At 69.4% G+C, this 12,548-nt stretch carries 12 protein-coding genes; 3 read left to right on the top strand and 9 right to left on the bottom strand.

The annotated features are described in order from the left end of the window. Nucleotides 1-297: 297 nt before the first annotated feature. Both ABZ833_RS45435 and ABZ833_RS45430 read right to left on the bottom strand, forming a co-directional pair. Complete coding sequence (locus ABZ833_RS45435; protein ID WP_361059956.1) at nucleotides 298-1,446, bottom strand: endonuclease/exonuclease/phosphatase family protein; 1,149 nt, start codon at nucleotides 1,444-1,446, stop codon at nucleotides 298-300. Between the two features lie 23 nt (nucleotides 1,447-1,469). Further along, nucleotides 1,470-2,126: a M15 family metallopeptidase gene (locus tag ABZ833_RS45430; RefSeq protein ID WP_361059953.1), complete on the bottom strand. Its 657-nt coding sequence runs from the start codon at nucleotides 2,124-2,126 to the stop codon at nucleotides 1,470-1,472. A gap of 87 nt (nucleotides 2,127-2,213) precedes the next feature. On the opposite strand from ABZ833_RS45430, the gene ABZ833_RS45425 reads away from it, so the two are divergent. Beyond that, entirely contained in the window at nucleotides 2,214-2,909 is a 696-nt protein-coding gene (locus ABZ833_RS45425; RefSeq protein ID WP_361059950.1) for a response regulator transcription factor, read from the top strand. Further along, on the top strand, nucleotides 2,902-4,002 hold the full coding sequence (locus tag ABZ833_RS45420) for a HAMP domain-containing sensor histidine kinase (protein WP_361059947.1): 1,101 nt from the start codon (nucleotides 2,902-2,904) through the stop codon (nucleotides 4,000-4,002). The genes ABZ833_RS45425 and ABZ833_RS45420 overlap by 8 nt, the downstream gene beginning before the upstream one ends. Before the next feature lie 22 nt (nucleotides 4,003-4,024). Here the strand turns inward: ABZ833_RS45420 and ABZ833_RS45415 are convergent, their stop codons facing one another. From ABZ833_RS45415 to ABZ833_RS45405, 3 genes are all read right to left on the bottom strand, one after another. Further along, entirely contained in the window at nucleotides 4,025-4,990 is a 966-nt protein-coding gene (locus ABZ833_RS45415; protein ID WP_361059945.1) for a DUF5937 family protein, read from the bottom strand. 262 nt (nucleotides 4,991-5,252) lie between these two features. Beyond that, complete coding sequence (locus ABZ833_RS45410) at nucleotides 5,253-6,770, bottom strand: helix-turn-helix domain-containing protein (protein WP_361059942.1); 1,518 nt, start codon at nucleotides 6,768-6,770, stop codon at nucleotides 5,253-5,255. 69 nt (nucleotides 6,771-6,839) lie between these two features. Further along, nucleotides 6,840-7,193 (bottom strand): STAS domain-containing protein, encoded by a 354-nt coding sequence (locus ABZ833_RS45405; RefSeq protein WP_361059940.1) that lies wholly within the window; start codon nucleotides 7,191-7,193, stop codon nucleotides 6,840-6,842. 356 nt (nucleotides 7,194-7,549) lie between these two features. On the opposite strand from ABZ833_RS45405, the gene ABZ833_RS45400 reads away from it, so the two are divergent. Beyond that, on the top strand, nucleotides 7,550-8,128 hold the full coding sequence (locus ABZ833_RS45400; RefSeq protein WP_361059938.1) for a DUF5994 family protein: 579 nt from the start codon (nucleotides 7,550-7,552) through the stop codon (nucleotides 8,126-8,128). Between the two features lie 247 nt (nucleotides 8,129-8,375). Here the strand turns inward: ABZ833_RS45400 and ABZ833_RS45395 are convergent, their stop codons facing one another. From ABZ833_RS45395 to ABZ833_RS45380, 4 genes are all read right to left on the bottom strand, one after another. Continuing rightward, the gene (locus ABZ833_RS45395; RefSeq protein WP_361059935.1) at nucleotides 8,376-8,774 is read right to left on the bottom strand and encodes a DUF5994 family protein; all 399 of its coding nucleotides are present in this window, start codon (nucleotides 8,772-8,774) and stop codon (nucleotides 8,376-8,378) included. Nucleotides 8,775-8,815: 41 nt separating this feature from the next. Further along, nucleotides 8,816-9,832, bottom strand: coding sequence for an acyl-CoA desaturase (locus ABZ833_RS45390; protein WP_361059933.1), 1,017 nt, complete (start codon nucleotides 9,830-9,832; stop codon nucleotides 8,816-8,818). A gap of 372 nt (nucleotides 9,833-10,204) precedes the next feature. Continuing rightward, nucleotides 10,205-11,233, bottom strand: a complete 1,029-nt coding sequence (locus ABZ833_RS45385; protein ID WP_361059930.1) for a hypothetical protein — start codon at nucleotides 11,231-11,233, stop codon at nucleotides 10,205-10,207. A 145-nt stretch (nucleotides 11,234-11,378) separates the two neighbouring features. Further along, nucleotides 11,379-11,975: a polysaccharide deacetylase family protein gene (locus ABZ833_RS45380; RefSeq protein ID WP_361059927.1), complete on the bottom strand. Its 597-nt coding sequence runs from the start codon at nucleotides 11,973-11,975 to the stop codon at nucleotides 11,379-11,381. Nucleotides 11,976-12,548 lie beyond the last annotated feature (573 nt).

Genomic DNA, 12,548 nt, shown 5'->3' with positions numbered 1-12,548 from the left:
GAAGCCCGGCTCCAGCGGCTCGATCACGAACCGGGAGCGGAATTCGTCGACGACCTCTTCGGTCAACGAGGGACGCTGAGCGATCAGCATGAAGTACTTCCTCCAGTGGTTAGCGCCCGCTATTTGACGCCGTAGACACTGCGAAGCGTAACGGTCCAGAGGACCTCTCCTGGTGATCGGGGTTCAGATGCTGCGTGTCAGAACCGCTGATCTGCGACATTGAGGGCGCAGCGAGCAGCCGGAAGGCGCGTTTCCACGGTGCACTTCGCGTGCCCGGCAGGACCATCGCAGCGGCACTCACCAGCTGATTCCGGCCGCCACCGGCAGGTGGTCGCTGCCGGTGTCCGGCAGTACCCACGCGCTCTGCGGCTGCACGCCGCGGACCAGGATCTGGTCGATCCGCACCACCGGGAAATTCGCGGGCCAGCTGAAGCCGAAGCCACTCCCGGCCGCCTCCTGGGCCGAGCGCAGCTGCGCGGTGATGCCGGCGAACGCGCGGTCGTCCATGGAGCCGTTCAGGTCGCCGAGCAGCACCACCCGCTCGTTCCGCTCGGCGGCGACGGCTGTGCCGAGCGCCTGCGCGCCGCGGTCCCGCGAGTCTGTCCAGAAGCCCGCCCTGGGATTCACCCGTGCGGACCCCAGGTGGGCCACGTACACCGCAAGCGGACCCTGGTCCGTGGCCACCGTGGTGCGCAGCGCCCGGTTGTACGCCAGCTTTACCTCGGCCGGTTTGGCGTCCCCCAGCGGCCCGACGTCCTGCTTGATGTCAACCGGCCGGGTGTTCGACAGCGGCAGCTTGCTCCACAGCCCGACCGTGCCCTGCACCGTGTGGTGGGGGTACTCCTTCGCCAGCTCCTTCTCGTACTGCGGCTTCGCCTGCGCAGTGATCTCCTCCAGGGCCAGTACGTCCGCGCGGGAGGCGGCCAGGTCGCGGGCGGTGCCGGCCGGGTCGGAGTTGTCGGCGCCGACGTTGTGGCTGACCACGGTGAGATCGCCGCCCGGCTGAGACTTGTCGGCGAGCAGCCCGCCGAAGAGGTTCAGCCACACGACGACCGGCAGCAGCAGCGCGGCCACCGCGGAAGCGGAGCGGCGCCACAGCGCCCCGGCCAGGAGCATCGGGATGAACAGGCCGAACCACGGCAGGACGGTCTCCGCCAGGCTGCCGAGGTTCCCGATCCGGTTCGGGATCTTCGCGTGCAGCAGCATGACCAGTCCGAGCAGCAGCGCAAGGGCCGCGAGCACCAGGCCGCGTTTCCAGGGCTCCGGCCGGGAGGCGAAGCGGATCGCCCGGCGGATGCGCGTGTGCCGGGTACCCGGAGCGGGATCCGGGCGGATGTCCGCGCTCTGGACACCGGAGCCGGTATCCCGGCGGCCGGCGCCGCTCCGTCCGGTCCGCGCCGTGTCCACCCGCGCCGTGTCCACGTGCTCCGTCTCCGCCTCTGCCATCGTCTGTCCTCGCTCACTGCCGGTCACTGCTGCGTCCTCGGGTCCTCGGTGGGGTCGGCGTACATGCGCGGGCAGCCATGATCGATCGCCTCGGTGCGCAGTTCGTAGTGCCAGGGTTCGTTCTTGTAGATCCGGCAGAGCCCGTAATCGGCGCCATGTTCGGACAGCCACGCCGCGGCATCGGATGGGCCGATATCGACTGCCTTCCCCGACACGTGCGGAGACGTCGCCGCGGTGGCCACCCACCGGGCGGCCTCGTGTTCGGACCCGTACTCGGCGACCGCCTGGCGAAGCAGCTGATTCTGGTACGCCGGGGAACGCCAGCCGCTGTTGACGTTGAACTCGACTCCGTCGTCCGCAGCGGGCGTCGCGGCCTGTCGGAGGGCCTTGAGCAGACCTGGATCGAGCTTGGCCACGGCCGGCATCGCGTCGTCGAAGACCGTCACGCCGTCGGGGACGACACCGTCGGCCTCACCGACGGGGCCGCGGGGCTCTCCGCGGTGAGCACCCGAGGGTGACGCGGCCGGGGCGGACAGGGATGCCGAGGGGGACGAGGAGAGCGAGGGCGTCGGCAGCCAGTGCCCGAGGGCTGCGGTGATCACTCCTATGACGACTGTCAGGCCGACGACAATGAGCCATCGAATCCGGCGGCTCGTCGTTCGTGCTGGGATGCGAGTCATACCGCCAGTCAAGGCAGCGCGACGTTGCCGGCACGTATCCGGTTTTCGATACGCCGACGATATGTGCCGACTCGTAGCATCAAGGGCATGCGTGTGCTGATCGTCGAGGACGAGCCCTATCTGGCAGAGGCCATCCGCGACGGCCTGCGCCTGGAGGCGATCGCGGCCGACATCGCGGGTGACGGCGATACCGCTCTCGAACTGCTGAGCGTCAACACGTACGACATCGCCGTCCTCGACCGCGACATCCCAGGACCGTCCGGTGACGAGATCGCCAAACGCATCGTCGCCTCCGGCAACGGCATGCCGATCCTCATGCTCACCGCGGCCGACCGTCTCGACGACAAGGCCTCCGGGTTCGAACTCGGCGCCGACGACTACCTCACGAAGCCGTTCGAACTCCAGGAACTCGTGCTCCGTCTCAGAGCACTCGACCGCAGGCGCGCCCATAACAGGCCCCCCGTGCGAGAGATCGCGGGTCTGCGCCTTGACCCGTTCCGCAGAGAGGTCTACCGCGACGGCCGCTACGTCGCGCTGACCAGGAAGCAGTTCGCCGTGCTCGAAGTCCTCGTCGCTGCCGAAGGCGGTGTCGTCAGCGCCGAAGAGCTCCTGGAACGCGCGTGGGACGAGAACGCCGACCCGTTCACCAACGCCGTGCGCATCACCGTCTCGGCGCTGCGCAAACGCCTTGGCGAACCCTGGATCATCGCCACCGTGCCAGGCGTCGGCTACCGCATCGACGCCCAGCCGGAGGCCGGACACGGGGGAGGCGAGCGTGGATAGGTCACCCGGGCTGAGCGTCCGCCTCAAACTCACCCTCAGCTACGCCGGCTTCCTCATGCTGGCCGGCGGACTGCTGCTCGCGGCGGTGTGGGTGTTCCTCCTCCGCTACGTCCCCAACCGTGCGATGCTCATCAACGCCGACGACAACGCCACGGGTGGTGTCTTCCCCGTCCGGTCCGTCCTCCTGGGTGTCTTCGCTCCGAGGGCAGCAGTGGTACTCGCATTCCTGCTGGTGTTCGGCCTCGTGGGAGGGTGGATCCTCGCAGGGCGCATGCTGGCTCCCCTGATCCGCATCACGGACGCGACCCGCATGGCCACGAACGGCTCACTCTCCCACCGGATCCAACTGCCGGGCCGCAAGGACGAGTTCCGCGAACTCGCCGACGCCTTCGACACCATGCTCGTACGGCTCGAAGCGCACGTCGCCGAACAGCAGAGATTCGCGGCCAACGCCTCTCACGAACTGCGCACCCCGCTGGCGATCACCAAGACTCTCCTTGAGGCGGCCCGCAACGATCCTAACCGCGACACCGGCCAGCTCGTCGACCGCCTCCACGCCGTCAACACCCGAGCGATCGACCTCACCGAGGCACTGCTCCTGGTCAGCCGCGCCAACCAGCGGTCCTTCACCCGAAAGCCGGTCGATCTGTCCCTCCTGGCGGAAGAAGCCACCGAAACGCTCCTCCCTCTCGCGGAGAAGCACGGCGTCACCATCGAGACCGGCGGCGACATCACCCCCACGATCGGATCGGGGGCGCTCCTGCTGCAGCTGACCACGAACCTCGTGCACAACGCGATCGTCCACAACCTGTCCGAGCAGGGCACCGTCTGGGTCACTACGAGCCTTCGCCCCAAGACGGTGCTGCTCACGGTCGAGAACACCGGCGAGAAGCTCACCCCGGAGCTGGCCTCGACACTCACCGATCCGTTCCAGCGCGGCACCGAACGCGTGCACGCTGACCACGCAGGTGTCGGTCTCGGCCTGGCGATCGTCAAGACGATCACCCACGCGCACGACGGAAGACTCACCCTCACCCCGCGCACCGCCGGTGGGATCCGCGTCACTGTGGAACTCCCTGCGACAGCCCCGTAGGCCGGGAGGTGAGCGTGGTCGTCTAGGGCAGCAAGGGCATCGCACCGCCGTTGAGCAGATCGGCGCCCAAGGGGGTGAGGATGTGCCGCACCCGTTGACGCTCCCGCATGCTGGCGATCAGTCCGGCCTGGCGCAGCACCGCCGCGTGTTCGCTGGCCGACGACAGCGATACGCCGGCGTGGCGAGCCAGCTCAGTGGTGGTGCGGGGTTCGTGGAGCGTCTGCAGCACCGCGGCACGGGTGTGCCCGAGCAGGGGCGCCAGCCTGGAGTCCGCCGTGGCCGCCTGCTCCCGTACGGGGGAGCGGGCGGGGTAGACCAGAACGGGCAGCAACTGCTCGTCCAGGAGGGCGACCGGCGTACGGCGACAGAAGTACGACGGGACGAGCAGCAGTCCACGCCCGCCCAAGTGCACGTCCCTGTCCACCGGGTAGTCAGCGGCCAGCACCGAGGATTCCCAGCGCAGCATGGGCGCGAAGGTGTGCAGCATCGCCTCGGTCCCGCCGCGGCACTGCACTCCGGTGCGGTGCTGCCGGTCGGCCTCCACGCGGGCGGCGACCCCGGACCACACGGGCTGAAGGACGCACCTGTTGTAGCGGTGCAGGGCCCTGCCCAGCCAGTGCAGCGTGTCCACTTCGCCGTCGGCGAGGGACCGTGTCCAGGCGGGCAGCGCGTGGTGCTGCGCCAGCAGGGAGAGTTCCTCGCGCATGCGGCGCCGGGGTGTGGAAAGGACGGCGTCGATGCCGCTGGCGAGCCCGTCCAACGCCGCCGCGGGGGTGAGGAAGTCCGGAAAATATCCGCGGGCGGGCATCAGCGGGGTCAGCGCGCGCAGTATCTGCTGCTGCGGGTGGGACGGCGTCCGTCCGCCGAGGATCGCGCGGGCGTTCCTTCTGCCTTCCTGGAGTTGGTGCATGCTCAGGACGATTTCCCACAGTGGGTCGGGCCTCTCGGCGACCCGGGTCCGGGACAGATCGCCCCTGGTGAAGTGCATACGCAGCACGGTTTCCCCCGATGGTCCGCTACGGCGTTCTCCTGCCGGCACAGGGTCTTCGCGTTCCTCGGTGGCCGACCTCTCACGGGACGGCCCGAAACGCCGGGACAGGCAGGTACTGCCCCGGCGTTCGGGTCTTCCGGCGCTGGTCAGGGCGCCGGAATCGCCTGGTGCACGGGCAGTTGTCTACAGGCTAGAAGTCACCGGACCCGGGGACCAATGTGCACGGTGCTCAACTCCGGGCGCGGGTTGTGCACGGTGCTCAGCCGGCCTGGGTGGCCCGGGCCGCGGCGATGTGCAGCGCGTGGACGACGTGGTGGGTGCCGGTGCCGGTGGTCAGAAGATCAAGCCCCAGGGCGGCCTCGGCGGTGCGCAGGTGGGCCCGGACCGTGTTGCGGCTGATGCCCATGCAGTGGGCGGTCTGCTGCGCATCCGCATTGGCGTCGATCCATGCCTGGAGCGTGCGGCGGTGGCGGGGTTGCAAGGGGCGCAGAACCGTCTGGGCCCAGGCGGCGGCGACCTCGGTGCTCAGCAAGTCCTCCAGGGCAGGGGGCACGTGAGGGCCATCGGGTTCGGGACCGGAGCCAGAACCGACGAGCGCGAGGGCCAAGTGGACGGCAGCGCGGCAGCGGACGTCGGCGAGGTCCTGACCGAGAGCTTGCTGTGCACGCCTGAGGTGGGCGGTGACGGTGTTGCGGCTGAGGCCCAGCAGACGGGCCACGCCGGAGCGGGGCATGCTCGTCGCAAGCCGGGTGATGTCCGCACTGGTCTTGGGGGCGGCGTCCAGCGGCCGCAGGAACGCCCGGGCCCAGGCGAGGGCGGGCTGAGCGGGGAGGAGGCCTGTCAACGACGTCTGGCCCTGGTGGAAGGCGACACGGCCGGCCGTGGTGCGGGCACCGGCCAGCGCATGGGCGGCCTGGCTGTAGGCCTCTGCCGTGGCATGCAGAGGCTGTACGCCGCTGATGCCCAGCGCATAGCGCGGATTGTCGCGCACCAGGCGACGCAGCGTCTCACCCAGCCCGCGCGCCGGGCCGTCGCTGCAGCCGTCGCGGGCGCGGACGGGCTCGTCGTCCTCGGCGATGAGACAGATCAAATGCTCTTTGAACACGGGGCAGTGCACTATCAGCGCCGACCCGTGATAGCCGGAAGGATCCTGGTGGGCCTGGGCGATCCGGTCACGGTCGGCCGACGGGCAGCGCAGCAGGTGAATCCGCAGCCGATCAGCGTCCAGGAGCGGGGGTACGACACCGGTCGTCATCCGCCGGGCCAGCAGCGGACCTCCGGCCAACAGCCCGTGCAGCACGGCGAATCGCAACTGGCGTGCCTTGTCGTCGTAGACCCGCCGCGTTTCCTGTCCGGCTTCAGCGCGGCGCAGCAGGGCCAGTACGCTGCCGGTGTGCGAGGTCAGCGCGACGGTCTGGGCGGTCGGCTGCGACGCGGCGACCACCACGAGCGCCGGGCGCGGTCCGTGCGGTCCAAGCGCTTCACAGCGCACGTGCAGCCCTCGAGCCTGGGTCGCGGCCGCGGCCAACTGCCCTCCGCACAGGCGCGCGAGGAGCCCGGCGAGCTCGGACAGCAGTTCCTGAGGAAAGGCTGCCGTGGAGGCCTCCACCGTGCCCGCGTCCTGCGCGACCACCGCAGCGTGGACGCCGGTCTCCTGGTGCAACCAGTCGAGCATCCTGCGGACGTCCGGCCCGGCCTCGCACGATGCCTGACGTCGCACCTCGCGCAGCAGCCCGCCCAACTGGGCTTCCAGCACATGCTCCCCGTGGTCCGTCACAGCTCCGCGCCCCCTGCCGACAGCCGGATTCTCCCCGCGTGACACTCGGCGAACCGCCCGCCCGCCGGGTCAGGGGCGCGGGCCCGTGGCCGCGCAGGCCTGTTCCGTGGACGGGTAGAGGTTGAGGATCTGGTCGGCGCCGGTGATCCGGAGCATGCGCAGCAGTTGGGGCGGTGGAGCGGCGATGCGCAGCGTGGTGGCCTGATGGATGAGGAGCAGCAGGTTCAGTGCGGAGGAGTCCGCGAAGCTCACTGCTCCGGTGTCCAGGATGAGCACCGGGAGTGCGGCGGCCGCCCTCTCCATGGCTTCGCGCACCGGGGGCATGGAGTCCATGTCGAGGTCCCCTCGGACGACGACGACCCAATTGCCCTCCCTCGTGTACTGCTCCACGACGCACTTGGGGCGGCTGAGGCCCTCGGGCATGGGGCTACTCCTGACATGCGGGGTCCGGACACGCGCTCATTGTTGCTACCACCAATGCCCAATGTCTAATCCGGCCAGGATAGATTTCTGCATACTGGTCGGTGAGGTAATCGACTCCTGTCGGGTTAGGGGGTGCGGGGCGGGGAAGGCCGGCAAGCAAGGCGCACGTTCGGTGCGGGCGCGCAGAGCCACGTTCGTAACCCCCACGTCGGCGCAGTCCGTTACCGCCTCCAGGGGAGTAGCCTCAAAGTATCGAGAGTCTTTCGCACACCGGCTTCCACGTCGGTGTCGTTCTCGGCGAGTGACGACACCGAGCCGGGCCCACTGGGCCAGCGGTCCGGAGACAGGTTCGCGCAATGCCCGCGACCACCGACCGACCCACCCTGCGGATCGTGCCCTTCAGGGCTCCGACCGCCCGCCTCGCGCTGAAACCCGTGAGCCCCGCCCGAGGGCTTCTGGACGGCGCCTGGTGGCCTCGCTCCCGGGACTTGGCGCAAGAACTCTCCACTCTGGCCGACGTGCTGGATCCCTTGTGGGGGCGGATCACTCGCATCGCCGTCAACCCTATGTACTGGCCGGTCATCCCGCGGGAAGTGCCCGTCAACGGCCATGTGGTGAAGGTGGGTTGGTTCACGACGGAGTTGGACCCCCACAAGATCATGCTCCTGTCCTACACCGCGGGCCGATGGGACCTGCTGGTGATACCGCCCGAGTCCAGCGCCCCGGCAGCAGCCCGCCTGATGGCCGCCGCGAGCGAGAGCGCCGGGCCTCCTGTGACCGCGAGTACGCTCATGGCAGCGGAACAGGTCCTCCACGGCAGCTCAGAGGCCGGCCGGGAGCCGGATGCCGAGGAGGACTGGGAGTACGGCGGTGGCGGCACCCCGTTGGCACTGGTCGCTGTGGCTCCGCCGAGCCATCTGACCAGGGAGATGTGAGCGCCGTGCTCACAGGCTTGGCCTTCAGCGTCCTGCTGATCCTGATCGTTGCCGCGACACGGGCCGGGCAGGCCGCAGGGCAGCCACCCACCCACCGACCCTTCCATGGAGCCCGCCGCGGTCCGGCCGCGGCGCGCAATCGCGACGGCGGCCGGGGACGTTCGCGCCCCTGGCACCGGAACACGCATCCTCGCCCGCGCTGATCCGGCAGCGGACGGACGCCGACTCTCCGCGCGCTTCCGCCCGATCAGGTGGTGCCGCCCGCGGCGGCGGCCATGAGGGGCTCGGCGGTGTCCGGCGGAGTGTCGGGCGGCACGACCAACAGGTCCCAGCGTCCCCGGTTGGGAGCGAGCAGGCAGATCGTGTGCGGTGCGGATGCTGCGGTGGACCTGTGCAGGCGCACGACCTGACCGAGCACGAACATCCGGCGGGGTGTCATGGTCCACGTCGATCCGTTGACGGTGACGCTGCTGATGTGACCCCAGGCCCGCGGCAGCCCGGTGAGCAGCCGGGGAAGCTCTGCCAGCAGGTCGTACGAGGAGGGCCACCACGCACCGTCGATGAGGTGCGGCAGAGGGCCGGGAGGCGCGAGACGCAGACGGAGGAGGGGCTGCGAGGGGAGTGAGGGCTGCAGTGCGGTGGCCATGAGAGCTCCTGTGGACTGCTGTGCGGAGGGGGCGGCTGGATTCACAGCCGGCGGGAGTCAACGCGATCGGGGGTCGGCCAGCGCACGTCGTACACCCAGCCGAGGCGTTCGAGGAGACGTATGACGGCGGCTGAGGGGTCGAGCTGTCCGCGATCGACGCCGTGGCGCGCACTGGTGGGGTCGGCGTGGTGGAGGTTGTGCCAGCTCTCACCGAAGGAGAGCAGGGCCAGCGGCCACAGGTTGGTGGCCCGGTCGTGGCGCCGGGTGCGGAACGGCCGGTCCCCGATCACGTGGCACAGGGAGTTCACGCTCCAGGTGACGTGGTGGAGCAGCGCGATGCGCACAAGTCCCGCCCACAGCAAGGCGGTCAGCGCGTGCACCCAGGTGCCGCCGATGGCCCAGCCCACCGCGAACGGCAGGGCCAGGGTGAGGCCGCACAGGGCGGGAAAGGCGCGGGAGACGGCGCGGATGTCGCGATCGGCGAGCAGGTCGGGAGCGTAACGCTCGGCGGGCGTGCTGTTGTTGCGGAACAGCCAGCCGACGTGCGCGTGCGCCAGACCACGCAGTTGGCCGCGCAGGTGCGTGCCGTAGCGATACGGGGAATGAGGGTCTCCCGGCCGGTCCGTGAAGGCGTGGTGGCGGCGATGGGTCGCGACCCAGCCGATGACGTCCCCCTGGAAGCTCATCGACCCGGCCACAGCGAGCGCGATGCGCACCGGCCGGACCGCGCGGTATCCGCCGTGTGTCAGGCCACGATGGAAGCCGACCGTGACGCCAAGACCCGTGACCGTGTAGAGGACGAGGGCGAGCAGGACGTCAGCGGGATGGATGAGGCTGCCCCACAGCAGCCAGACGGCCAGGCCCAGCGCCAGGAAGGGAGCAACGACGATCACCGTCGTCACGAGCACGTACAGCCGCTCGCCACTGCTGCGTGGGGCGGCCGGCTCTTCCGCGGAGAAGGGCCCCGCTCCGTCGTATTCCTGAGAGGGCTGGACGGCGTCCGACGGCGCGCTCGCTGGACCGGCATGGGCCGCGGACGTGGTGGAACTGGCCGGCATGGGGAACTCCTTGACCTCGGTGCGATGGCGCGGCCGGGGTCACGGGCTGCTCCTGCGCGGCTGTTGGCGTGCGGCGAAGGGACGTTCAGGGCGTCTGGTTCGGATGCGTACGACGCTTCGGCCGCCGGCTGATCCCGATCCGGGGACGGAAGGGCTGGGAGCGAGCGCCATGGAACCGCGGGGCCTGGCCCGGCCTGAGCACCGGCGTACGAGAGGCCCCCGCTGCACCCAGCGTACTCCTGGGTGCCCGAATGAGGCCGCTCTGCGCCTGTGCGACCGTGCCCGCCTCCGGTGTGGGGGAGGCGGGCACGGCGTGGGGTCAGGTCTCGCACGGTCAGGACTGAGTCGAGTCCGGCCTGACCAGGGGGCAGGTCAGGTGGTGCGTGCCACCTTCACCGTGAGGTTGTAGTCACCCTTGCCATCGGTGAAGCGTCGGACGACGTCGTACGATTTTCCGGCGGTCGGCAGTTGCTTCGCCACTGCTTGGCTGGTGAAGACGAGGACGTTGTCCGCGACGTGGTCATCCTCCATGAAGCCGATGAGCCACTGGATCATGGCGCCGACTCCCGCCACCACGGCCGCTACCCAGGCCGCCACGACGGTGGCGCCGAGAACGGCCGCCGCTGCCAGGAACGCCGAGGCGACGCCCGCCCTGATCCTTTCGACATCGCCCGAATCGTGTTCGAAGAGAGCGATCAGCGAGGCCACTTCGCCGTCGGGCAGTGCCTGAGCGGTGCAGTTCTGGCCCCACAGACAGCCGTCCGACGCTCCGAACGTGCGGGTCGAGCCGTCGTCCACGTCGTCGAAGACCGCGCTGCGGGTGGTGACGGCGATGCCGGAACCCAGTGAGCCGAAGACGAAGTAGGGCTCGTTCTTCGGGTCGGCGATGCTGTCCCTCAGGCGGTGAATGCAGGTGAACTTGGAGGCCTTGATGGTGAACCGAGCAGAGGCCGCCGAGGTGGAGGGGGAGCCGCCTTGCTCCGCGCCCGCCTGTTGCACGCTGCCTTCGGGCGCGGTGGCCGACGGGATCGCGTGGGCCGACCTGATGATCTCGGGGACGTCGCGCTTCAGCTCGGCCATGGTGTAGTTCTGCTTGACGTCCAGCTGCGCGAACCTGCTCGAGAACATCTCGCTGCGCAGTGACTGCGGGAGTTTCCTGTCGAGCTTCCCGTGCGCTTTGATCTCCTGGTCGGTGTAGCCGTTCTTGCGGAAGGCCGACACGATGGCCTGTTCCAGGTCGGTCAGTTTGGTGCCTTCGGCGTGCTTTGCGAAGCTGTGCAGGACGATGGCCAGGAACCAGGTGCGGTCCTTGTGGGCCACGAACTTGCGGCGCAGAGCCGCCCCCCTGCCCTGGTTCTGCACGAGTTCGTCGAACACGACGTCCAGCGGTCGAGCTGCCATGGGGTCCTCCCCCAGAGATGAGCAGGCGATCGATGGGCCGCCGTCCACTCGTGGACAACCTCCTGCTGGGATCGGAGGATGTCAACGACGTGAGGGGGGCGCCTCTTCGGCGGTCACTTCGCCGCCCACCCAAGGGCCTCGACTTCTAGGCGTCGAGGGTGGTGAAGCGGAATCCCCGGTCGAGGAGACGGGGCAGGTAGGCCTTGAGGGCTTCGATGGTTTGGGTGCGGTTGGCGCGGCCCTCGTACTCGGGGTACGTGTGCCGGCTCAGGACGCCGTCGTGGTGAAGGACGACGGCCCCTGTTCTGGCCTGGTCCAGGACGGTTGCAGAGATGTGCGCCGCGCCTGGGTTGGACCAGTCGCGCGGATCGATCGACCAGCGAAATGGCCGCATCGCGAGATCCGCGCAGCTCGTGAGTGCGGCAGGGGTGAAGTGTCCGTAGGGAGCGCGAAAGAGAGAAGGGCCACGGCCGCCGTGGACGCGGGCGACAGCCTCGTTGGTACGGGTGATCTGGCGACGGACTGCTGTCGTGGACAGCTTCTCGAGTTTGGGGTGGGACCAGGTGTGGTTGCCGAGCGTGTGACCCTCCGCAACGATCTGGCGTACGACATCGGGGTACTTCTCCACGTTGACGCCAAGCACGAAGAACGTCGCCCGCACCCCATGGCGGCGCAGGACCGCCAGGACCCGAGGGGTGTACAGCGGGCTCGGTCCGTCATCGAAGGTGAGGGCCAGAGTCATGGGGCCGGCGGCGATCTCGGATTCCGGAACCGGCCGGGGCTCGGGGCGCCCGTCAGCCGCTGATGGCCGGGCAGGCTGCTCGTGGCAGGGATCCGCGCTCTGGGCGACCGCACTCCGTGGGAAGCACAGGGGCAGCACAGCAGCGCTGCCAACGGCCAGAAAGCGTCGTCGTGTCGTGGCTGAGTGATCCATGGTCATCACCGCAGTGTCGCCCGCTTTCGCGGGCTCGAGGGCGAGACACGTCCAGAGGATCGCTGCTCAACACGTTCAACAGCCTCGCCGGAGAACAGCACGGATCCTCCGGCGGCCGGGGGCACTCGATGAGGCATGACACATACGGACACGGCAAGGTCATGCCCGGTCGAGACGAAGCAGGCCGGGCGAGTGGCTGACAACGACGGGGGACCAAGGGCCATGAGCCGCACGAATCAGGCCACCGGCGCGGTGACTGAACCTCAGAAACCCTCGGGGATGCCGGTCCACAAGTACGGCCAGTACGAGCAGGTCGACATCTCCGACCGCACGTGGCCCGACAACCGGATCACGGTCGCTCCCCGCTGGCTCTCCACGGAT

Source organism: Streptomyces sp. NPDC047525 (genome assembly GCF_040643025.1).
Taxonomy (GTDB): domain Bacteria; phylum Actinomycetota; class Actinomycetes; order Streptomycetales; family Streptomycetaceae; genus Streptomyces; species Streptomyces durmitorensis.
The sequence above is the reverse complement of the archived record's forward strand: the minus strand, read 5'-3'. Positions and strand labels throughout refer to the sequence as shown.

Coding starts and splice junctions, on each gene's coding strand:
- ABZ833_RS45435 (WP_361059956.1), bottom strand. CDS start 1,446: ATGGCAGAGGCGGAGACGGAGCACGTGGACACGGCGCGGGTGGACACG.
- ABZ833_RS45430 (WP_361059953.1), bottom strand. CDS start 2,126: ATGACTCGCATCCCAGCACGAACGACGAGCCGCCGGATTCGATGGCTC.
- ABZ833_RS45425 (WP_361059950.1), top strand. CDS start 2,214: ATGCGTGTGCTGATCGTCGAGGACGAGCCCTATCTGGCAGAGGCCATC.
- ABZ833_RS45415 (WP_361059945.1), bottom strand. CDS start 4,990: ATGCACTTCACCAGGGGCGATCTGTCCCGGACCCGGGTCGCCGAGAGG.
- ABZ833_RS45405 (WP_361059940.1), bottom strand. CDS start 7,193: ATGCCCGAGGGCCTCAGCCGCCCCAAGTGCGTCGTGGAGCAGTACACG.
- ABZ833_RS45400 (WP_361059938.1), top strand. CDS start 7,550: ATGCCCGCGACCACCGACCGACCCACCCTGCGGATCGTGCCCTTCAGG.
- ABZ833_RS45395 (WP_361059935.1), bottom strand. CDS start 8,774: ATGGCCACCGCACTGCAGCCCTCACTCCCCTCGCAGCCCCTCCTCCGT.
- ABZ833_RS45390 (WP_361059933.1), bottom strand. CDS start 9,832: ATGCCGGCCAGTTCCACCACGTCCGCGGCCCATGCCGGTCCAGCGAGC.
- ABZ833_RS45385 (WP_361059930.1), bottom strand. CDS start 11,233: ATGGCAGCTCGACCGCTGGACGTCGTGTTCGACGAACTCGTGCAGAAC.
- ABZ833_RS45380 (WP_361059927.1), bottom strand. CDS start 11,975: ATGACTCTGGCCCTCACCTTCGATGACGGACCGAGCCCGCTGTACACC.